General features: G+C 42.6%; 15 protein-coding genes. 8 read left to right on the top strand and 7 right to left on the bottom strand.

Features of this window, described 5'->3' with window-relative positions:
• Positions 1-71: 71 nt before the first annotated feature.
• Positions 72-2,396: a PepSY domain-containing protein gene (locus Q0A08_RS15150; RefSeq protein ID WP_438462356.1), complete on the top strand. Its 2,325-nt coding sequence runs from the start codon at positions 72-74 to the stop codon at positions 2,394-2,396.
• A 71-nt stretch (positions 2,397-2,467) separates the two neighbouring features.
• Here Q0A08_RS15150 and trpA read toward each other — a convergent pair whose 3' ends face one another.
• A complete protein-coding gene (trpA, locus tag Q0A08_RS15145; protein ID WP_438462355.1) occupies positions 2,468-3,259 on the bottom strand; it encodes a tryptophan synthase subunit alpha in 792 nt (263 codons plus the stop codon).
• A complete protein-coding gene (gene trpB, locus Q0A08_RS15140; RefSeq protein WP_438462354.1) occupies positions 3,256-4,539 on the bottom strand; it encodes a tryptophan synthase subunit beta in 1,284 nt (427 codons plus the stop codon). The genes trpA and trpB overlap by 4 nt, the downstream gene beginning before the upstream one ends.
• Before the next feature lie 225 nt (positions 4,540-4,764).
• Between trpB and Q0A08_RS15135 the strand changes: the two genes are divergently transcribed.
• A complete protein-coding gene (locus Q0A08_RS15135) occupies positions 4,765-5,334 on the top strand; it encodes a TetR/AcrR family transcriptional regulator (RefSeq protein ID WP_438462353.1) in 570 nt (189 codons plus the stop codon).
• Here the strand turns inward: Q0A08_RS15135 and Q0A08_RS15130 are convergent.
• Positions 5,279-6,541, bottom strand: coding sequence for an MFS transporter (locus tag Q0A08_RS15130; protein WP_438462352.1), 1,263 nt, complete (start codon positions 6,539-6,541; stop codon positions 5,279-5,281). The genes Q0A08_RS15135 and Q0A08_RS15130 overlap by 56 nt on opposite strands.
• Positions 6,542-6,717: 176 nt before the next feature.
• Here Q0A08_RS15130 and dacB point away from each other — a divergent pair, with 176 nt between their 5' ends.
• Positions 6,718-8,208: a D-alanyl-D-alanine carboxypeptidase/D-alanyl-D-alanine endopeptidase gene (dacB, locus tag Q0A08_RS15125; RefSeq protein ID WP_438462351.1), complete on the top strand. Its 1,491-nt coding sequence runs from the start codon at positions 6,718-6,720 to the stop codon at positions 8,206-8,208.
• 13 nt (positions 8,209-8,221) lie between these two features.
• On the opposite strand, the gene Q0A08_RS15120 is transcribed toward dacB, so the two are convergent.
• Positions 8,222-9,400 (bottom strand): MFS transporter, encoded by a 1,179-nt coding sequence (locus tag Q0A08_RS15120; protein ID WP_438462350.1) that lies wholly within the window; start codon positions 9,398-9,400, stop codon positions 8,222-8,224.
• A gap of 290 nt (positions 9,401-9,690) precedes the next feature.
• Between Q0A08_RS15120 and Q0A08_RS15115 the strand changes: the two genes are divergently transcribed.
• The 5 genes from Q0A08_RS15115 to Q0A08_RS15095 are packed head-to-tail and all read left to right on the top strand — an operon-like array spanning position 9,691 to position 15,635.
• On the top strand, positions 9,691-10,719 hold the full coding sequence (locus Q0A08_RS15115; RefSeq protein ID WP_438462349.1) for an ABC transporter permease subunit: 1,029 nt from the start codon (positions 9,691-9,693) through the stop codon (positions 10,717-10,719).
• Position 10,720: 1 nt separating this feature from the next.
• On the top strand, positions 10,721-11,767 hold the full coding sequence (locus tag Q0A08_RS15110; RefSeq protein WP_438462348.1) for an ABC transporter permease: 1,047 nt from the start codon (positions 10,721-10,723) through the stop codon (positions 11,765-11,767).
• A 22-nt stretch (positions 11,768-11,789) separates the two neighbouring features.
• Positions 11,790-13,607: an extracellular solute-binding protein gene (locus Q0A08_RS15105; RefSeq protein WP_438462347.1), complete on the top strand. Its 1,818-nt coding sequence runs from the start codon at positions 11,790-11,792 to the stop codon at positions 13,605-13,607.
• Positions 13,607-14,665 (top strand): ABC transporter ATP-binding protein, encoded by a 1,059-nt coding sequence (locus Q0A08_RS15100; RefSeq protein ID WP_438462346.1) that lies wholly within the window; start codon positions 13,607-13,609, stop codon positions 14,663-14,665. The genes Q0A08_RS15105 and Q0A08_RS15100 overlap by 1 nt, the downstream gene beginning before the upstream one ends.
• Positions 14,658-15,635 carry an ABC transporter ATP-binding protein gene (locus Q0A08_RS15095; protein ID WP_438462345.1) on the top strand — a complete coding sequence of 326 codons (978 nt, stop codon included), beginning with the start codon at positions 14,658-14,660 and terminating at the stop codon, positions 15,633-15,635. The genes Q0A08_RS15100 and Q0A08_RS15095 overlap by 8 nt, the downstream gene beginning before the upstream one ends.
• 69 nt (positions 15,636-15,704) lie before the next feature.
• On the opposite strand, the gene Q0A08_RS15090 is transcribed toward Q0A08_RS15095, so the two are convergent.
• From Q0A08_RS15090 to Q0A08_RS15080, 3 genes are all read right to left on the bottom strand, one after another.
• Positions 15,705-18,473, bottom strand: a complete 2,769-nt coding sequence (locus tag Q0A08_RS15090) for a methyl-accepting chemotaxis protein (protein ID WP_438462344.1) — start codon at positions 18,471-18,473, stop codon at positions 15,705-15,707.
• Between the two features lie 253 nt (positions 18,474-18,726).
• Positions 18,727-19,548: a hypothetical protein gene (locus Q0A08_RS15085; RefSeq protein ID WP_438462343.1), complete on the bottom strand. Its 822-nt coding sequence runs from the start codon at positions 19,546-19,548 to the stop codon at positions 18,727-18,729.
• A 427-nt stretch (positions 19,549-19,975) separates the two neighbouring features.
• Positions 19,976-21,748, bottom strand: a complete 1,773-nt coding sequence (locus tag Q0A08_RS15080) for a GGDEF domain-containing protein (protein WP_438462342.1) — start codon at positions 21,746-21,748, stop codon at positions 19,976-19,978.
• Positions 21,749-21,825 lie beyond the last annotated feature (77 nt).

Here is a 21,825-nt window from a genome sequence, read left to right as displayed (position 1 = left end):
TTTAGCTTCTTTTAACCCTGTTCTATAGCCAGTCTGTTTCCCCTTTTTCAGGCTGGCTACTAGGAGGACTTATGTCTCGTTTAATTCATACTTGGTTCGCGATTCCTGCCACCCTCTTTATTATTCTGATTGCCTTATCTGGCAGTATTTTATCTTGGGAGATCCTAAACGAAGCCGCGACAGCGCCTAAGTTAAATCTTGGTCAGACTTCTTTAGCAACACTTACCGATAAGGTAAAACAAAATTACCCGGGTGCAGAGCAACTAACACGAACACAAAACGGGCTCTTTTTAGTCTCCTATTCAAATGATCAGGGCTATGGGGAAGACCAAATTGATCCTGTGACAGGCCTAAAAGTACAAGCCCACCAAAGGTCTGACCTTTATAACTGGATGAAAAGCTTCCACCGTTCTATGCAAATGGGAGATGCAGGCAGAATGCTGGTGGCGGTTGTTGCTTTTGCTTTACTTGCGTTGAGTATCAGTGGGCTTTTGTTAATGGTTCGACGCCTTGGAGGCATTAAGCACTTCTTTAAATTAGCCAAAGGCAGTACAAGTCAAAAACTCCATATTGAATTGAGCCGTTTTGCCCTAGTAGGTAGCTTAGTATTGACGGCTACTGCACTGTACCTAAGTGCAACAACCTTCTCTTTGTTGCCAGAAGCAAACTCTGTAGAACTGGATTATCCTGAGCCAGCTTTTGTTGCGCTACCCTCTTTAGTACCGTCTTCTTTAGAGCCGTCTTTTTTAGAGAATAGAGGAAATGCGCAAGTTTTACCTATCTCTCATTTACCAGCACTTAAAGAAGTAGATGCAAGTGAACTTGTTAGCCTTGAATTCCCTTATGCAGATGATCCAAGCTCAGTGTATACCTTAGAAACTCAGTTTGGTTTAGGTTATATCCACCCAGAAACTGGACTGTGGTTGGATTTTCAACCCCACTCAAGCTTCTATCAAGTCAGCAAATTTATTAGTGCGCTTCACACTGGTGAGGGAATGGGACTTTGGGCACTTTTCATAGGACTGACAAGCCTGACACTGCCGATTATTGGCATCACGGGTATCATCATTTGGATGCGTAAACGTATTAATTCGAAGGCTTTTGGACAAGCGGATAGCTTAAATTTACAAAACTATGTACCTGCACAAGAGGCGAATATTGTCATTTTAGCGGGCAGCGAAGGTTTGAGTACTTGGCGCTTTGCTCAAGAGTTTTCACAGGCGTTAATCACGGCGGGTAACAAGGTACATCTGAATAAAATGAATCAGGTGGAAGGCCAATATGCCAATGCAACGCATGTCTTTTTTATGACATCTACCTATGGGGAAGGCCAGGCACCCTCAAGCGCCTCACTTTTCTTGGAAAAAGCGAAAGATCTTAGCTTGCCAGATGGTTGTCAGGTCAATGTCTTAGGCTTTGGTGATAGACAATTTACTCACTTTGTTGGTTTTGCTAAGCAAATTGAAGCCTTAGTTGCCAAGAAGGGCTTTAAGCAAATGCTGCCTTTAACCGCGATTGATAAATTTTGCCAAACGAGCTTGGAAACTTGGATAGAAAACGTCTCTACCTGCCTTAATCAAAGTCTATGTTTGAAATTAGATAAGAAAAAAGTCAGTCAATTTCAGATGCAACTTGTTGAGCAAAGCCATTATGGTGATGAAGTAAATGCCCCTGTTAGGATCCTGCGCTTTAAAGCTGGAGCCCAACCTGAAAGCGTATTAAATCCAGCGATTGATGAGGCTTTTGCTTTAACGCCTGATATGTCATGGCCAGCGTTTGAAGTGGGTGACCTTGTAGGCATCATGCCTCCGGGTTCTGACTTTGTTCGCTATTATTCCTTAGCCAGCTGTGATCAAGATGGCATGTTGGAAATCTGTGTACGTAAACAAGTTGAAGGGGAATGTTCTGGTTTCTTACATGGCCTAAAAGAGGGGGATTCGATACAAGCCTTTATCCAAAAGAAAGCCTCTTTTAGACCTGCTCAAGATGCAAGCTCAGTCATCATGATAGGGGCAGGTACAGGAATGGCACCGTTACAGGGCTTTATCAAACAAAACGAAAAACAAGTACCTTATTACCTTTACTGGGGTGGCAGACTACAAAATTCGGACTTTATCTATGAGGATAATTTAAGCCAAGCTTTAGCCACATCACGATTAAAGCAGCTGCGCCTCGCTTTTTCGCGGTCGGCTAAACCTCAATATGTACAAAATCTATTAACGGATGATGCCAAGGATATTTCCAAACGTATTCTAGATGGTGCACAAATTATGGTATGCGGTAGTAAGGTGATGGCTGATGGCGTAAGAACATCATTAGATAAGATTCTGAAACAAGAGCAGCTATCTGTTTCTGAATTAGAGCAAGCAGGACGCTATGTACAGGATGTGTATTAATAAACTGCTATAAAAGAAGCCCTGACGGTTAATCCTGTCAGGGCTTTTTATATGAGGCGTTAAAGAAAGGGCTAAGCTAGCTGAGGAAACAGATTTGCAACCAATGCTTTACCTGTGGCGATGCCGCCTTGGTTATGAGCGTCGAGCAAAGCTGAACCCACAATGGCAATATCCGCTAGACCTGTTAGCTCAGCTACCTGTTGTGGTGATCTGATGCCAAAACCAACCGCTAACGGAACATCCGTATGCTGGCGAATTTCAGCTAAATAGGCGGCTAAATCAAACTCAGTTTGCAAGCTGGATTTCTGCCCCGTCACCCCAGAACGACTCACGCAATACAGCATACCAGTGGCCTGACCTGCGATCTGCTTGATTCGCTCTTTTGGCATATTTGGTGTGATTAACCAAATGGCGTCCAGATTATATTCGACACAGGCTGCTTGGTATTCAGCCGCGTGCTCAATGGGTAAATCTGGCAGAATTAGTCCAGTTAAACCTTGTTCTGCTGCCTCTTTTACTAGCTTTGTAATACCAAAACGGTAAACCGGATTGAGATAGCTCATTAGCAAAATTTTAGAGTTTGGATAATCTCGTCCTAAGCGCCCAAGATCGGCTAAACATTGCTGCATTTTAGGTTCAGATTCTAAGGCCTTATGGCAGGCTTTAACTATGCTTGGCCCATCTGCCACTGGGTCTGAGAAAGGAAACTGAACCTCTAAGGTCTCGACGCCCATTTCAAGTAAGGTTTGCATCCATTCAAGACTGGCTTCTATGCTAGGGTAGCCATAAATAACGTGTGTCATGGCCAAAGGTTGGCTTGTTAATGGCTGCTTGGCATTAATAAAATTAGCTAACTGGCTCATGCGTGTGTCTCCTGGGATAGACTCTCAGATAGATCCTGAACGGCATCTTGTTCATGATAGTTTTGAAGATACTCCTCTAAGAAAGGCGCAAACTCTTTATCGTCAAAGGCTTTGGCTACGTTGAAAATATCTTTATCACCACGGCCAGATAAGTTAATGACTATGTGCTGATCGGGTCGCATGTCTGCGGCTTCTTTAAAGGCAACCGCGAGAGCGTGTGATGACTCCAGTGCAGGAATAATGCCTTCTTTTTGCAAGAGTAATGAGCAAGCAGCTAAAACTTCTTCATCATTGGCATACGTCATACGGACTCTTTGTGTTTCTGCCAAATGAGCAACAATTGGCGATACCCCAACATAGTCTAATCCCGCTGCGATTGAGTGAGTTTCCTGTAGCTGACCTTGGTCATCTTGTAGGAAAACACTGGCAAAGCCTTGGGCAATGCCTGCTTGACCTAGGTTGTGTGATAAACGAATTGAGTGATCGCCCATATCCATGCCACGGCCCGCCGCTTCTACACCGACCATTTCCACTTCCTTATCTTCTAAGAAAGGCGTGAATAAGCCTAATGCGTTAGAGCCACCGCCCACACAGGCATAAAGTCGATTAGGCAGTTGATCGAATTGAGCTAATGATTGGCGCTGTACTTCTTGGCCTATAACTGACTGAAAATAGGTCACCATTTCAGGGAAAGGTGCGCAGCCACATGCCGTCCCAATGAGATAATGGCTATCTTCATAGCTTGAAGACCAGTCACGTAGAGCCTCATCTAGCGCATCTCTTAAGGTTTGCGAGCCTGTTTTGACGGGGATAACGGTGGCACCAAGTTGGCGCATCCAAAAGACATTCGGGTATTGGCGTGCCACGTCTTTAGCGCCCATGTAGATGGTGCACTCTAGCCCTAATCGAGAAGCGACCAAAGCCGTTGCGATACCATGCTGGCCTGCACCTGTTTCAGCAATGACACGTTTTTTACCCATGCGTTTAACCAATAAACCTTGGCCAATCACATTATTCATCTTGTGAGCACCTGAGTGATTTAGGTCTTCACGTTTTAGGTAAACCTGGGCGCCACCTAGATGCTGAGTGAGATTCTCACAATGAGTCAAAGGCGTTGGACGACCAGAATACTGCTGCCATTGCTTATGCAGTTCTGCCACAAAGCTAGGATCATTCTTCGCTTCTTCAAAGGTGGTAAGAATCTGTTGCTGGCTGCTGTATAAAATCTCTGGAATATAGCTGCCGCCATATTGTCCGTAAAAGCCGTTTTCGCTTTTCATTGTGTGACCTCAAAGTGAGTGATTAATTTAACGCTCAGTTAATTAATTAACTATACCGTTTAGTTAATTTAATGTGATAATCAAATTTGGTCAAGCCCTGTCTTGATAATAATTTTGAATGCATGATTAACTAGTTGATTTAGCTTGCTTAGTTTATCTACTTAGATAGGCAATCGTTTTTTGTGAATAGTTCTTGTAAATAGTTTTTGAGAAAAGGAAAGTGTTATGGCCCGTGGTCGCCCTTCAAAGAAGTCGCATATTATTGATACCGCTCTGACATTATTTAGCCGAGTGGGCTATCAAGGTACCAGTATCGATCAGGTGGTTGTGGCGGCAAAAGTCTCTAAACCGACGGTTTACAGTAACTTTTCCAGTAAACAAATTCTTTGGCATCAGGCTTTAACGCGCATCTTAGAAAATGCCGAGACTGACCTTGCAGGCCTGAATGATCAGACTAAGTCGCCTTTGCAGCAGTGGCTAACGATTTGGAATGTTTGGCTTGGTGATAAAAACCGTCTGGCTGTGTATCGCATTATGTTAGGTGAGAGCCATAAGATGGAGGAGACCAGTTTTAGTTTGTTTAAGCAATTGGAAGCCTTATTTGATAAGGCGCTAGATAGCTTGTTGGCTGGACTCGATAAACCCCTTAGCCCGGCGCAAATTTATGTGTTAAAAGCGACCAGTAAAGAGGCTCTGTTAATGCCTAACTTGTATGCGAGTCAGGCATTAACCCAAGATGCTAATTTGTCGGCTGAGCTGACTGCGCTTCTAAATTCTCTCCTGTCTCAAGATTAGAGACTCTGAACTCTCTGACTTCGCGGACGCAATAAACACAGACAGTCGGAATAATGACGGTCAGAGCACAAAGTATAAGAACGATTTGAAAGCCTAATGACTCATACAAGAAGCCTGCGACCACGATACCCAGTGGCGCAAGACCAATTGAACCAATATGGTCATAGGCGCTAACGCGCGAAAGCATATGGCTGGGAATCGCCTGATGTAAGGTGGTCGTCCATAGAATCGAAAACATCTCCCAGCCTATCCCGCCTAAAAATGCAGCCAGCATAATCCAATGTAATGGCAGTGGCATAATTAAAGCTAAGCTAATGAAACTAAAGCTAAAAGAGGTCAAGGTAGCGACTTTCAAAGGGTGAGTGAAACGCATATAAAATGACGCAACCCCACCAACGATAGTTCCCACACCAATTGCTGCGGCAATAAGCCCCCAATCGGCGGCGCCTCCCATTTGATCTCTTACGACAGCTGGGCCTATCAAGCCATAGACGGCTTCAACGGATGCCACAATAAAGCAGAATTGCACCACAATCACCCACAGCCATTTTCGGCTAATAAACTCTTTCCAGCCAAGCTTGAGCTCTTGAATGATGGATTCTCCCTGACTCTTAATTTGCTTGCTTGGACGCAAACTAATCACGAGAAAAGTGGCTAAGGCAAAGGTGCCAGCGTCAATTAACAAGGTCATACCTGCGCCAAAGGTTGCGACTAAAATGCCTCCAGCGGCGGCACCTAAAATCATGGCGCTACTGCGTGCTATACCCACAATGGCATTGGTGCCTTGCAAGTCGCTTTTCTTCACCAGCTGTGGAATTAAGCCCATGGCAGCTGGAGCATGTAAGCCAAAGGCAATTCCGTTGATGAGCATTAAAATAGTAAGATTGACTATGTTGGCTTGCTCAAAAATAAACAAGCAGGCAATAACTAATTGGGCCAATGTAGCGATGATGTCAGCCACTACTATCATGCCTTTGCGCGAGGTGCGATCCGCTATGGCTGCACCAAGAAGCATAATAATGATCGACCCAGTAATAGGCGCCGCAATCACAATGGCTGAATCTTTAGTTGAACCTGTGAGTTCAAGTACACCAAATGCCATGGCTATCGGGGCCATAGCCGTACCAAAAAAAGAGATAAAATAGGCAATGCTTATCTTAGTAACATTGCCTTGTTTTAATAATGAAAAGATCTGCTGCTTATCCATGCAAAATATCCAGATTCCCTAGTTAAATATCGAATAGGCCGTCATGTTAGTGCAGAGAAAGGGCAATAGCTAGCTCTCTCTTAGCGTTCATCTTATCTGTGTTTTAGCTAACTAGTGGTTAAGTTCTAGGACTGCTAAGATGTTTTTCTTTCAAGGTTGAATGGGCAGGATGCAGAATGGTTGAAGTGGTAACGCAATTTAAGCAAGGATGTTTCAAAGCGACTCTTGTTTTCCTATCAATTTTAATCAGTATGGTTGCCCAGTCACAAACTCTATTAAACAACGCCCCTAAAGGCGCGCTTGTCATCACTCAGTCTGATTGGCATTCGCAAAACACCCAATACCTTGCTAACCCTGCAAGCTTGATGAAAATACTCACTGCTACCTTAGCAACAGAGACCTTAGGCAAAAACTACCGTTTTAAAACCGAACTTGCTTACGATGAGAAAACACTCAAGAAAGATCGATTAAGTGGGCCTTTAACACTTACGCTCACTGGTGATCCGAGTTTTACGCAAAAAAACCTACATTCCTTACTGATGACACTTTCCAAAGCAGGGGTAAAAAAGTTAGATAAGGTTGAAATTGATGCGAGCCGTTATCAAGGCCATGCATGGAGTTTAGGGCAAGTATGGAATGATCATGGTATTTGTTTTGCCGCACCAACGAGCGCTGCCATGATAAATCGAAACTGTGTTTTTGGTAACTTGAAGGCAACAAAAGCCGGGCAGTTGGCTCACTTTTATCTCACTCCCAACTCGCCTTTGATTGTCGAAAACCAAGTGGTGACCCTCGCGGCCAACCAAGCCGAAAGCTGTCAGATACTGCTTAAGGTATTAGGAGCGAATCACTATCGATTGACCGGCTGTATTGATGAAAAACGTAAAACCTTGCCCTTAGGATTTTCGGCAAATGAAGCGAATACCTTTTTTGCGCATATTCTCCTGCAAGAGCTGACTTTATTGGGGTTCGGTTCTGAGATAGAGGTTAGCTTCATTGATCACGCTCCCTCTTGGCTCGCAAAAACTGATAAGAGTGTTAAGCGCATCACACATCATTCAACCCCATTACCCAAGCTGGTGACGCGTATGCTGCAGAGGTCGGATAACCTGATTGCAGATGCTTTATTTAAGGCGTCCGGTCATCAATATGCCTTGAATGAAGCGGCAGATGTTGCCAGCCTTAAGACGCTTGATGCTTATCAAAAAGGAAGCTTGGCGCTTATGTCTTTATTAGACAAAAATCAGATAGATAGCCAAGGTCTGGTGGTACGAGATGGGTCAGGTTTATCTCGTGAAAATTTGCTGTATGCCACTAGCTTGTATCAAGTTTTGGAGCTTTGGTTATCTCATCCTAAGTTCGCTTGGTTAGTTGAAGTTCTGCCTATCGCAGCACAATCAGGTACGTTAAAAAACAGAGAAAGCTTAAAGCACGACATGTTAAAAGGGCGTGTTTTAGCCAAGTCTGGCTCTATGCAAGGGGTGGTGAATTTAGCGGGCTTTGTTCAAGTGGCAGATGAAAAAAAAGGCCTTAAATTAAGGCCTTTTGTTTTTATGGTAAATCAGTTTTCTAAGTCTAAAGCGGTTAAGCCTGCCAAATTTAGTATCGAGGAGTTAGCTCTGTTTAAATTTGAGTCCGGCTTTTTAATTCAGGGCTTTAGGCCTTAACAAACCTATTCATTTAGGCAAGTGCATTTTGTTGCTTGCTTTTATTGGTACTGAAAAATACACAGGCCATAGCTATGATCACCGCAGGTATCATCAGCATATTTAGCATCTCCCAACCTAGGGCACTTTGCCAATAGCCTGCCAACATACTGGCGATTGCTGCAAAGGCAAATACTAAAAAGTCGTTTAAGCCTTGAACCTTTGCTTTGTCACTTGGTTGGTAGGTTTTGCTTAGCAAGTTTGTGGCGCCAATAAAGGTAAAGTTCCAGCCTATGCCTAACATCACAAGGGCAAAGAAGAAGTGCCAATAGGTGATGCCGAACTGGTTCAGTATCAAGGCCGCTAATAAGAACAAGCAACCTGCTTGAATCACCTTGGTAGTACCAAAACGGGCAATCAGTTTACCGGTAAAGAGAGAAGGGACGAACATGCCTAACACATGCCATTGGATAACACTGGCGGTGCTACCAAAATCAAAGCCACAACCCTGCATGGCGAGCGGTGTGGCTGTCATCACTAAGACCATGACCCCATAACCGATAACACCTGCAACCACGGCTGCGATTAAATCTGGCTGGCTTAAAAGCTCAATATAGGATCTTGGTGTGCCAGATTGCTCTTCTAAGGTTGGTTTTTTCAACGGTAATAAAGCGACCAAGATAGTGGTGCTGATATAAAGAATGATTAAGGCCGCAAAAGCACCAATGTATTGGGTATCAGGTACTAAAAATTCAGCCCAAACGGCAAGGTTAGGCCCTAAGAAGGCGGCGAGAATGCCCCCTGCCATGATTAAACTAATGGCTTGAGGTGCTTTGCCTTCAGGGCAGTTATCTATCGCTGCAAAACGATATTGCTGGCCCACACCTATAGCAACACCGAGCAAAAAGGTCGAGCTAGAGAAAAGTGCAAAGTGGTTAATCGAAAGTGAGTAGTAAGCGAGAAATGCACCGCCCACACCAATTAAATTACCGATTAAAAAAACACGCTTACGGCCAAGGTGTCGCATAAGTAATGCGGCGGGAAGGGTTACGCCCATCAACCCCAGAAATTGTAAGGCAATAGGTAAAGTCGCTAGTGCAAGGTTAGGGCTAAGCTTATGGCCGATAAGGGCGGTAACTGAGACTAATAAAATGTTTCCTGTAATTAATAGGGCCTGACCTAAGGCTAACCCCCAAACACTGATCCCCAACATATCTCCATCCTTTTATGTGACTTTTACATAAGCTTATTACTAAGAGTTATCATCATAATGCAAAAGTCTTGTTATTAGGGAAAAGTTTCGATGAAAAAAATGCAATAAAACCAGCGCCAGATTCAGTTTGGTCAGACGATTTAACGCTGCTTTCTACATCAATTTTATTTTACTTTCTATTATTTAGGGGAGATGTGTTATTCGGCGCTTCCTTTACTGAGTTAGTGCTTCGCACTTGCTTCTGAATAAGGTAACTTAATCTTAGGTCCCTTAAGTCTTTGTTATGAGGTATGTATTTGCAGGCTTACTTTTTACGTCGTACGTTACTTATTATCCCTACTTTCATTGGGGTAACACTTTTGGTTTTTGCCATGACACGCTTTGTGCCTGGCGGCCCAGTGGAACGTATGATTGCGCAAATGCAGCAGCAAACCCAAGATGGTGGCCGCGCGGTTAATTCTCAAATTTCTCAAACCCTGTCACAAGATCAAATCGATGAACTGAATGCTTTTTATGGATTAGATAAACCTGTTATAGAGGCGTATTGGGACTGGTTAAATCGCTTAGTCCGATTAGATCTTGGCGAATCCAGTCGCTATTATGAACCCGTGTGGGACATGATAGTCGAACGTCTCCCCATCTCTTTATTTTATGGTTTCTGGACCTTTATTATCAGTTACCTCGTCTCCATTCCCTTGGGAGTATTAAAAGCCCTGAAACATGGTGGCAAGATGGATAATGTCAGCTCTGTGATGATATTCACAGGCTATGCTTTACCCAACTATGTTGTCGCTGTCCTCTTGATAAGTGTTTTCTCTTTTCAGCTTGAGTGGCTGCCTATGGGCGGTTTTGTCGGGGATGATTTTGATTATTTAGATTTCTGGGGCAAGGTTTGGAATATTACTCAACATGCTGTTTTGCCAATGATTTGTTATGTCATAGGGGATTTCGCCATTCTTACCATGACAATGAAAAACAGCCTGTTAGAAAATCTAGCGGCGGATTATGTGAAAACAGCCATGGCAAAAGGCTTGTCATTTAAACAGGCGGTAACACGACATGCCTTTCGTAACAGTGTCATCCCGATCGCGAGCCATTTAGGCAATGTGGTGTCTGTGTTTGTGGCGGGATCTTTTTTGATTGAGGTGGTATTCGATATTGATGGCATAGGCTTGCTAGGTTATGACGCTCTGATGGAGCGGGACTATCCTGTGGTAATGGGGATATTAGCTGTGTCTTCTATCTTGTTAATGTTGGGGAATATCTTGTCAGACCTGTGTGTGGCTTTGGTCGACCCTAGAGTGAAGTTTGGAGCCTAAGGTGTTTAGTATTAATCCGCTCACTCAAAAAAAGTTAACGCGCTTTCGTCAGATAAAGCGTAGTTACTATTCTTTTATGCTTCTCTCCTTGTTGATTCTGCTGTCTTGTATTGCAGAAGTCTTTGTTAACAGCAAAGCCCTCATGGTGAGCTATCAAGGCCAATGGTATTTCCCTACTTATACTGGTGTAAATACAGGGGAAGACTTTGGTTTAGATTACGCCTATGAGGTGGACTATCGTGTGTTAGCGCAAACGTTTTCCGAAGAAGATCAAGGAAATTGGGTGCTGATGCCACCTGTGCCTTGGAATGCGTTCGAGCAAGACTTTGATGGTGTTAATTACCCACCTAACCCTCCATCTTGGCAAGATAGCCATTATCTAGGTACCGATGTATTAGGCCGAGATGTGGTGGCACGCTTGGTTTATGGCTTTCGTATCGCCATTTGGTTTGCCTTACTAACCCTTACCCTGTGTTATAGCATAGGCGTCGTGATTGGCTGTTTAATGGGGTATATGGGCGGGAAATTCGACCTTTTGATGCAGCGAGGTATAGAAATTTGGTCCATGGTGCCTTTCTTGTATGTCATCATGATTCTTGTCTCAATTATCCAACCCAGTTTCTTTCTTTTCGTCTTGATCAATGTGATGTTTGGTTGGATGGGCATTACTTGGTACATGCGTACGCTAACCTATAAGGAAAAAGCACGAGAATATGTGCAAGCTGCAAGGGTCCAAGGGGCAGGTTTGTGGCGTATTATTTTGAAACACATTTTACCCAATACTATGGTGATGATAGTGACCTTAGCACCCTTTGGTGTGGTGGCTAATATTAGTGCTTTAACCGCACTGGATTATTTAGGCTTAGGTTTGATGCCTCCAACCCCAAGTTGGGGAGACTTACTGCAGCAAGGGAAATCTAATATGGATGCCTACTGGATTGGCGCCTCTGTGGTCAGTGCCATTGTTTTGGTATTAACCATGGTGACCTTTATCGGAGAAGGGGTGAGAGAAGCCTTTGATCCTAAAAAATATACTCGTTATCGTTAATTTCTTGCTTAGGAATAAAGGTATGAAAACAATGACTTTTTTACGGGCTAGCTTGAAAACAAGCTTAGGTGCTTTGCTTTTATCTGGCTTGGCTCAGGCGGCGACCTTACCCGCTAACCTTAATTGGACATCTGGCCCAGATGCACCGCTTTACGCAGATAAGAATGCGAAACAAGGTGGTGTTTATAACTTGCGCTTAAGCACCTTTCCACTGACCTTTCGTACTATAGGGCCTGACTCAAACGGATCGTTTCGACCTTTCTTGTTAGATGGCCAGCCGGGGCTGTTACAAATGCATCCCAATACGCGGGAATATTTACCGTCATTGGCCACCGAATGGGCCTTTGATGATGACCAAAAGACGGTGTATTTTAAGCTAGATAAAACTGCCCGCTGGTCAGACGGCGCTGACATTAGCTCGGCTGATTTTGAGTTCTTATTTGACTATATGCGCAGTGATAACGCCAAAGCGCCTTGGTATAAGGACTATTACACTAATAGCATCACAGGGATCACGGTTTATGACGAGGATACCTTTGCTCTGCATTCAGCTGATAGATTGCCTCAAGATGATTTATTAGCACGTTTAGGGGCAACACCCAGACCCAAACACTTTTACCCAGACGGTTTGCCGGAAAACTTTATTAAGCGCTATAACTGGAAAACTGAACCCGTTACTGGGCCTTATGTCTTAGGTAAGGTGAAAAAGGGTAAGTCTATTGAGTTTGTGAAGGTGAAAGACTGGTGGGGATATAACAACCCTTACTATCAAAATCGTTATAACGTGGACAGAGTGAGGTTAAAGATCATTCGTGACCAAGATGTGGCCATGAAGCATTTTGAAAAAGGCAGCATTGATGCTTTTTCCATGATATTACCTGGAGTTTGGCATAACCAAGGTAAGGGGCCACTTTATGATAAGGGGTTTATTGAAAAATCTTGGTTGTTTAATGACACTCCTCAAGGGGCCGCTGGAGTTTGGTTAAACCTTGAGAACTCATTATTGCAAGATACCAATGTGCGTAAAGGCCTCACCCATGCTATGAATGTGGACAAGATGATAGACACTGCGTTGTTTGGGGATTATGTCCATTTGCAAAGTTTTGGCTCAGGTAAAGGGGTTTATGATCACCCTAATATGAAGGCAAAGCCTTTTGACCCTAAGTTGGCTGCTGAATATTTTGCTCAAGCAGGTTATGACACGCTAGATCGTGATGGTATTAGGGTAAACGCCCAAGGTGAGCGTCTTGTATTAGTGATGAACTATTCTTGGAAAGCTCATTCTGCAAGAATCACCGTATTAAGAGAAGAAGCTAAAAAGGCGGGTTTAGACTTACAATTAAATTTGGTTGAAGGGGCGACTGGGTTTAAAGCGGCTTTAGAGAAAAAACATCAAGCCGTTTTTCAGGGTATGGGGTCAGGGATGAAACCTGTGTATTGGCAGTATTTTCACTCTGCTAATGCCAAGCCACAGACCAATAACTTTACTAACTATCAAGACCCAGAAATGGATAAACTGATCGACGCCTATGATAGCGAATTTAATGTTGAGAAAAAGGCTGAGCTTTCCCATCAGATTCAAGAAAAAATCATGGCGTGTGATTGTTTTATCCCTACCTACTCAGTGCCTTACACCCGTCTAGCTCATTGGCGTTATGTTCGCTTGCCTACCACTTTAGGTGTTGGACTAAGTACGGCTTTAGCAGATGAGTCTGGCTTTGAATATGGTTTGTTTTGGTTGGATGAGGAAATTAAAAAAGAGACACTCAAAGCGAAAAAATCAGGGCAGAGCTTTCCTGTGGTTAACCGAGTTGAAAAACACGGGGCGGAATCCCTTTAATGAGCCATAGTCATGAGCAAGCGCCATTAGACACAAAAAGGATGGAAGCAGAGCATATTCTTCAGGTAGAGAAACTGGCTGTCAGCTTTGAAACGGACTCTGGCCTCATCACTGTATTAGATGATGTGAGCTTTAGCGTAATAAAAGGCCAAACCTTGGGCCTAGTGGGTGAATCCGGCTGCGGTAAAAGTGTCACAGCTGCCAGCATTATGGGGCTCTTGCCTCAGCCATATGGCAAGGTGGTTGGCGGCGATATTTTGTATCAAGGAAACTCCATTACCGCGCTCAGTTTACCAGAGCGTTATGCTTTGCGTGGGAATCGTATTTCTATGATTTTCCAAGAGCCCATGACAGCCCTGAATCCTGTACACACGATTGGCAGACAGCTGAGTGAAGTGTATGAATTACACAAACCCGAGTTAAGTAAAAAGGCGCGTAAAGCATCAGCCATTGCGATGTTAAATAAAGTTGGCATTGCTGAACCTGAGATACGTTTTGATCTTTATCCCCACCAATTATCTGGCGGTATGAGACAAAGGGTGATGATAGCGATGGCATTGGCCTGTGAGCCAGATATCTTGATTGCTGATGAGCCAACAACGGCGCTGGATGTCACTATACAGGCTCAGATTCTTGAACTCATGCGTGACCTACAGACTGAAACAGGTATGGCGATTATCTTTATCACCCATGACCTTGGTGTAGTGGCTGAAATGTGTGATCAAGTTGTCGTTATGTATGCGGGCAACGTGGTGGAGCACACTGATGTGTTTACCTTGTTTGAATCTCCAAGCCACCCCTATACCCAAGGGTTAATGCAGTCTATGCCTAGGCTAGACGCACCAAGTAAAACTCAGTTAAACGCTATTCCTGGTAATGTGCCTAGCTTGTCACTTATGCCAAAAGGTTGTCGTTTTAGTAACCGATGTGAATTTAGTACCTCACAATGTGAGGCGTCAAAGCCAGAGTTAGAGACTTATCACAACCTTGACTTAGGCTCGCATTCAGAGGTTCATTTAGTGCGTTGTTTTCATTTAGAGGATGTCAACAATGTCTGAGACGTTATTAGAAGTTCGTCGTCTCAGTCAGCACATTAAATTGTCAGATTCTTGGTTTTCAAAAGCCAGTTATTTATATGCGGTAGATGAGGTGTCCTTCAGCTTAAAAGCGGGTGAAACACTTGGGCTGGTGGGTGAATCTGGCTGTGGAAAAAGTACATTAGCTCGTAGCATACTGAAATTGATGGAGCCAAGTGCTGGTCAAATCTTGTTTAAAGGGCAGGATATAACCCACTATACAGGGAAGCAAATGGTCTCATTACGCAAAGAAATGCAGATCATCTTCCAAGATCCTATGGATAGTTTAAATGGACGCCATACAGTGGGGGCCATTTTACAAGAGCCTTTTGAAATCCACCAAATGGGCGATGCTAAACAAAGGCGGCAATGGGCCGAGGAACTTTTGCTTAAAGTAGGATTACCGATTGAGGCGATGGAGAAATATCCTCATGAATTCTCAGGGGGGCAAAAACAAAGAATAGGCATAGCCAGAGCCATAGCGTTAAAACCTAAAGTGATTGTCTGTGATGAAGCGGTATCTGCTTTGGATATGTCGGTGCAAGCCCAGATAATGAACTTGTTGTTAAGCTTACAGCAAGAGATGCAATTGGCGCTTATTTTTATTGCCCATGATTTGTCTGTGGTAAAACATATCTCAGATAGAGTTGCTGTGATGTATCTTGGCAAAATTGTTGAGTTAACGAGCGCACAACGTCTTTATGAGAGGCCCTTACATCCTTATAGTCAGGCACTTATCTCTGCGATACCTGTTGCAGACCCAAGAAAACGTAAAGCGCGACAAGTGCTACAAGGGGACGTGCCTTCTGCCATTAACAGACCCCAAGGCTGCTATTTTTCTAGCCGCTGCCCTAAGGCCATTGATAAATGTAAAGAGCAGGCGCCTCAACTAAAAACATTAGCAAACGAAGCGCACTTAATTGCCTGCCACTTAGTGGATGAGCTTGAATAGAAGCGCGACAAACTAAAATGTCTATCATATGCGCGACTGTTCAAACTCACGTTCAGTACTTCTTAAACCTTATTCGACTTTAAAGAAGCGTGTTTCCTTCTCCAAATTCGCCGCTAGCTTGGTCAGTTCCACACTTGATGAGGCGATGTTGTCTGTGGCGCTGGTGGTCTCTGCTAAACCTGTGTTCAGACTTTCCACATCATAGATGATTTTATTGATTACCTTAGATTGATCTTGCGTTGCTGTGGTAATGAAGTGACTCAACTCTGCAATGTTATCCATGCTTTGAGATATTTGGTCGTTAATCTCGGTAACTTCTTTCGCATGGTCTTTAACTTCACCTGCCTGTTGAACACTTTGTGCCATGACATTAACCGAAGCATCGGCACCTTCAATAATCTGCGTTATCATATTATCGATTTGTTGAGTGGAAACTTGGGTTCTTTGTGCTAATTGTCTGACTTCATCTGCTACAACCGCAAAACCACGCCCTTGTTCACCTGCTCTAGCCGCCTCAATAGCAGCGTTCAGTGCTAGTAGGTTAGTTTGCTCTGCAATGCCTTTGATCTCATCTAACATACCTGTTACTTGGTTAAAGTCAGTACGTACTCTTTGTACCCTTTGCTCCGATTGCGCAATTTGTTCAGACATAGATAAGATTAGTTGGTAAGTACTACCTAACTTGTCGTTACCTTCATGCACCATTTTACTTATGTCAGATACGGCACGCGAGGTGTCCTGAGTATTCGTCGTGACTTGATTAAGTGTGACGCTCATATCTTGCATGGCATTCGTTAACTCAGTTGAGAACGCTTGTTGCTCTGCCATCGTTGAACTGGTTTGGGTGGTGACGGCGGCAAGTTCTTCAGAGGTTGAAGATTGCTTGCTGGCCACATGAGAAATATTCCCTACCATTTGACGTAAGTTGGTCAGCATTTGTTGCATTGCTGTTTGTAAGTCCCCAACTTCATCATGAGAGTTTACTTCTACTTTGGAGGTGAGATTGCCTTTAGCTATGAGGGAAGCAATATCAGAGACCTGACTGATTGGCGTTGATAAGCGACGAGCCACAATGTAACCAATAAAAGCGACGAAAAAGAGGCTGACTAGCATGATAGCTGCGACGAGATAAATGTTTTCCTTGATAGAGGCAAACGCCTCGGCTTCATCTATTTCTGATAAAACTGCCCAGTTGAAGTTATCAAATTGGATAATGTCATAGGAAGAAAGCACAGGGTTGCCATTGTAATCTATGATGAGATCCGCACCCTTGTTACCTGCTAATGCTTTTTTAGTGGCGCTTGTATCAACACCATTGTTTTCAACTGTGCCAGCAAAACTGGCTTTCACACTATGACCTTCTGCATCTAAGAATGAATCACTACGCATTTTCAGGTCTTGGCCGACGAGGTAGCTTTCGCCTGTTACTCCCATACCTTCACGTACATTCATTATGTTGGCTATACCTTCGAGCGGAAGTTGTAAGGCAATATAAAGACTTACCTTACCGTCTTTATCCTGAATTGGTTGTGCGATAAAGGCTGCTGGGTCGCCATTGCTAGGTGCATAGGGGGCAAAATCAATAAAGCCATACGCTTTACTTTGATTCACCTGACGAACTAGTTCACCAAGGTTTGAGCTAGAAAATTTACCATCAAGGATATTGGTGTGGTAATCCGCTTCTTTGGTGACAGTATAGAAAATAAAGCCATCTGGGTTAATGAGGAAAAGGTCGTAATAACCGTATTGCTCTATATAGTGTTTATAAAACTCAGTGTTATTTGATGTTTGTGGATTAAGTGCTTCTGCGACATCAATTTCAGAGATCATTGCCCAGCGAATATTCGAACCAACGTCTAAGTAATCCCAACTACTAAGTACAGGATTATGGTTGTAATCTAAGGTGATATCCGTACCTTTTTCACCTGCTAATGCGTTTAAAACCGCTTTGGTCTCCACTTTATTTTGGCCGGCAAACGAGGCTTTAACGGAATAATCTTGTGGGTTTAAATAAGAATCAGAACGCATAAAGTGATCTTGCCCAACTAAATAAGATTCACCTGTGTCACCCATACCTGTTCTATGGCCTAGAATTTCATTTATTTTCTCTAGAGGTTGTTGGTAGGCAAGGTAACCAATTCTCTGGCCTGCTTGGCTTACTGCTTTTACTGCGAAAGCTGCTGGGTCATTGTTACTTGGGGCATATGGTAAAAAGTCAGCGAATTCAACATCACCTTGTTGGCTCTTTTGCGCTAGTTCAAATGCTTGATGGAATGAGCTATTACCTAAGTCATTTTTGAGGTTTTGGCCAAGATCATTTTCTCGGGTGACCGAGTACACAATGTCGCCTTCAAGGTTTATTAAGAAAAAGTCATACCAACCAAAATAGTCTAATAAATTTGTGTATTCCTGATCATATTTATCCAAGCTTGCTTGCCAGGTATTACCTTGCTGAAAAGATAGGTTTAACTCTACTAAGGCATCTTGCACGGACGCTTGAGATGAAAGTAGCTTCAACTGGGTGCTGTTATTATCTAGGTAATCTTTTAATTGCGCTTTCTTTATATCTTGTACGGCATCTAGTTTGGCAAAAGCCTGAGAACTTAGTGTATCGGCAATATCTACCAATACGGCCATATCGCCTTTACGTTCATTAAAGTAGGTTTCTAGTGACTTTTTCTTAATTTGGTTGATGGCGGTAAGTTGATTATAGACCTTGTTCTTAGCGTCTTGAGTACTGCTATAGGTAGTGATAATGCTAACAATCAGCATAGGGAACAGCCCAATAGCGATAAATAATAAGGTGAATTTAGCCTTTAAATTTAATCTTGCTTTCATTGGTTCTCCTCATAGTAAATCTTCTTAAATTCTTCTTAAAAAGAAAATGAATGATATTCACTATATAGATATGAGAGATCAATGTCTTATGGATGGGTGGACTATATATGAGTGAATAAGTAACCAAATTGCTAAAAAATGGCTTTTCTGTATTTGTGTGTAAATTAATGTGGGACTTTGGAGAGTTTGCCTGTTGTTTTGAGTTATTCGACAACAGGCAATATGTTGATTTGTTTGCTTTCTTTAGGGGGGATTAGGCTGATCGTCTAATGTCAGAATGGTCTGCGCTGGCTTCTATTTCGCTCAATGATTGCTTGAATTCAGCTAAGAAGGAGTTAGGAAGAGGCTTGATACCATCTTTGGATAGTGTCGCCAATTTATGCGGCTGGTGAGTGAAGATAATGTCTTTTTGATATTCTTTTGAAGTGAAACCCTTTTTGATATTGCGATTGTGCTTATTAAGGATTTCTTTATATATGGTTGATTCAATTTCTTCTAATTCACTGGCGCTAATCATGATTCTTGATAAGCCTAAGCTGACGGGCGCATCTGAGTTAATTAGCTGCTTCTTCAAGGATTCTTCGATCCTTTTGTTCAAAGCGGAATCTGGGTGGAAGTTATAAAAGCTTTGGCCTTTGAAGATGAACTTATTGCCTTCTTGTAGGTTGATAATTCCGAGGATTTCTAAGCTTCTTAAATATGGGTAAACACTTAGCTCGTCCAATCCATATTCTTCAAGTAGTTGCTCAAAGTTATCTGATTTAAATCTGAGTTCACGATAAAAGTCATATAATTCCGGGTAGCGAATAAAAATCTCATCTTGGGTTTTGCTAAATAAGGTGAGTTTTGAATTTTCTAATTCGAATGCTAAGTCATGCACTTCTTCTAAGCTGGTCTTTGCCGCCTGGCAATAGGTGAGCAGCCTTTCAAGTGCTATGTTTGGGTTATGTAAGTGACGCTTTAAGGTAGATAGGGGGGTATCTAGTTCTTTTGCTAGATTTGGGTAGGTTAAGCCGTTGCGCTTAATCTGAGTCCTTAGAGCTAATAAAATGTATTCTGGATTTGCTGGTCGCATGATTCCTTCCTGTTTTTCGGTTTTGCTTAGCTTAATATGTATATATTTAAAAATCATTTACACAATATTTCAGATTCAAGCAAAAATAGCTTTTTTCCAAGCATCTCAGTTTACACACAATTTAGGCTAAACTGCGACTATTTATTCGGAATAATGATATTCGTACTATTTATGAGGAAAATTTTTATAAATTGATTGAGTTATTTCTTACTTTGATAACGAGTTGAAATACGAATAGGTTAAGCGTCATTCTTACTTAACGTTCTCTTTTTTTGTATTGATATTGAAGGTGAAATGGACAGTTTATAAAGGTAAAGCCAAGGAAATAGGTAGGTAAAAGAAGTCACTAGATAAAGAAACAGATGAGCACTAAGCCTTATGAGATGTCATCAAGCTGAATTGAGAATATCAGCCGTGATGAGCATCTTTAACAGCATAAAGCTGAGCTTAACTCTTGTCTCTTATTCATATCGAATAACAAGCAGGTATTACCACCTTGTTTCTTTGCTGCTTTTTTTGCTTGCGCGGCAATTTCTGCAACTTGTAAATGGTTCTGGCATTGGTTTGGTAGCAGGTGTACTACACCTATGGCTAAGCTGAGTAAGCTATGAAATCGCATCTCGCCATTACGATCTAATGCGTCCACTCCCCCTGCTTTTAATTGCTCATCGCTATAGTGTTGCTGAATACCTAACGCAAAGTCTGTTAGCACTTTATCGCATCTTGCTTGCCAGCTTTGATCCGAAAAAATGACAACAAAGTCATCACCACCTATATGCGAGATAAAGTGCTGAGCCTGATTCACATGCTTTTCAATCAGTTTACCAACTAGCTTAATAACCTCATCTCCTGCTGCATAACCGCAAACATCGTTGAAAGGTTTGAAGTGGTTTAGATCAAAATAAGCAATGAAAAAGTTTTGGCTTGTTTGCATTCTCTCATCAATCTCTCGATTTAATGGCACATTACCAGGCAATAAGGTGAGAGGATTAGAGTAAGTTGCATTCTGGATCTTGAGTTCAGTAATCTGTTTTAACAGATCTTTTAAGCTACCCATGCCTATATATTTGCCTTGCTGGGTAATGATGATTTCATTATTTAAACTGGTCGCATCTTGATTGGTTAGCTGTAACGACACGGTTGATAAGCTGATATGGCTTTCTACAATGAGAGCATCCTGAGTGAGCATTTGGCTCACATCTGTGTGTTCGTATAGCGCCCTGCCGTATGGTGTGGAAAATAACTCATGTAGCTGGCTGCGACGAATAACACCTATGGGTTTACTGTCTTTAAGAATAGGAATTGCCATGATTTCTGGTGATTGACTAAAAAGCTGACTCGCGGTTTTTAATTCTTCACCGGCTTCAAGAGTCGGAACTTTTTTAGAGAGGGACATCACGCTGTCACGTACATGTTTTTGAAAACGGCGACGGCTTAAGGTGACATTTAAAATATCACTCTCTGTCTCAACTGGATTAGGTGTGGGACGACCTAATACATAACCTTGTCCTTTTTTAACCCCAAGTTTGATGAGCTGATTAAGCTCTTCTTGAGTCTCTATGCCTTCGGCAATAATGTCGCAGTTTAAGCGATTGCCTATGGCAACCATGGCACGGACAAACTCTTTCTTAACTGGGTCTTGATCCACGTCTTGAATGAAGTGTTTATCAATTTTGACTATCTCAGGTTGAATTTCTGACCAAAGTTGAAGGCCTGAATAGCCTACCCCTAGATCATCTATCGCCACTTTGAAGCCCATTTGACGATAATGTTCTATGGTAGCCTGAGATAGGCCATCGTGTTCGAATTTATGTTGCTCAGAGAGCTCCATTACTATGTTATGTTGAGCTATATTTAAACGTTGTAAAATGGCAAGTGTCATGCCTTTTTGATGTTCAGGTGAACTCAATAAAGAAGCGCTTACATTTAAGAACAGCTTCCCTGGTAGCTTTAGTTCAGCAAACCTGATGATCGCTTTTTCGCGACACAGTAATTCTAACTGATGCAACTTATGGTTCTCTTCTGCTAGCTTAAATAGCATTAGAGGCGAATGTAAATCAGATCCCTCTGGCCCTCTAGAAAGCGCTTCGTGGCCGTATAGTTCACCCGAATTTAGATCATAAATAGGTTGAAAGTAGGGCGTGATAGCTTCGTTAGCTAAGATCCTGAAGAGCTCTTTGTTTACATCTAACTTGTGCATTCTAATCCTCATTGATGGCTGCAAACGCAGTTAGCCATGACATGGCTGAAGATTAAGTTAGTTTGATGACAATTAGA

The organism is Marinomonas sp. PE14-40, assembly GCF_051623805.1.
Lineage (GTDB): Bacteria > Pseudomonadota > Gammaproteobacteria > Pseudomonadales > Marinomonadaceae > Marinomonas.
The sequence above is the reverse complement of the archived record's forward strand: the minus strand, read 5'-3'. Positions and strand labels throughout refer to the sequence as shown.

Excerpts from the sequence above, each read along its gene's own strand:
- Q0A08_RS15135 (WP_438462353.1), top strand. The coding sequence starts at position 4,765 with ATGGCCCGTGGTCGCCCTTCAAAGAAGTCGCATATTATTGATACCGCT.
- Q0A08_RS15105 (WP_438462347.1), top strand. The coding sequence starts at position 11,790 with ATGAAAACAATGACTTTTTTACGGGCTAGCTTGAAAACAAGCTTAGGT.
- Q0A08_RS15095 (WP_438462345.1), top strand. The coding sequence starts at position 14,658 with ATGTCTGAGACGTTATTAGAAGTTCGTCGTCTCAGTCAGCACATTAAA.
- Q0A08_RS15100 (WP_438462346.1), top strand. The coding sequence starts at position 13,607 with ATGAGCCATAGTCATGAGCAAGCGCCATTAGACACAAAAAGGATGGAA.
- Q0A08_RS15115 (WP_438462349.1), top strand. The coding sequence starts at position 9,691 with ATGTATTTGCAGGCTTACTTTTTACGTCGTACGTTACTTATTATCCCT.
- Q0A08_RS15085 (WP_438462343.1), bottom strand. The coding sequence starts at position 19,548 with ATGCGACCAGCAAATCCAGAATACATTTTATTAGCTCTAAGGACTCAG.
- trpA (WP_438462355.1), bottom strand. The coding sequence starts at position 3,259 with ATGAGCCAGTTAGCTAATTTTATTAATGCCAAGCAGCCATTAACAAGC.
- trpB (WP_438462354.1), bottom strand. The coding sequence starts at position 4,539 with ATGAAAAGCGAAAACGGCTTTTACGGACAATATGGCGGCAGCTATATT.
- Q0A08_RS15150 (WP_438462356.1), top strand. The coding sequence starts at position 72 with ATGTCTCGTTTAATTCATACTTGGTTCGCGATTCCTGCCACCCTCTTT.
- dacB (WP_438462351.1), top strand. The coding sequence starts at position 6,718 with ATGGTTGAAGTGGTAACGCAATTTAAGCAAGGATGTTTCAAAGCGACT.
- Q0A08_RS15120 (WP_438462350.1), bottom strand. The coding sequence starts at position 9,400 with ATGTTGGGGATCAGTGTTTGGGGGTTAGCCTTAGGTCAGGCCCTATTA.
- Q0A08_RS15090 (WP_438462344.1), bottom strand. The coding sequence starts at position 18,473 with ATGAAAGCAAGATTAAATTTAAAGGCTAAATTCACCTTATTATTTATC.
- Q0A08_RS15080 (WP_438462342.1), bottom strand. The coding sequence starts at position 21,748 with ATGCACAAGTTAGATGTAAACAAAGAGCTCTTCAGGATCTTAGCTAAC.
- Q0A08_RS15130 (WP_438462352.1), bottom strand. The coding sequence starts at position 6,541 with ATGGATAAGCAGCAGATCTTTTCATTATTAAAACAAGGCAATGTTACT.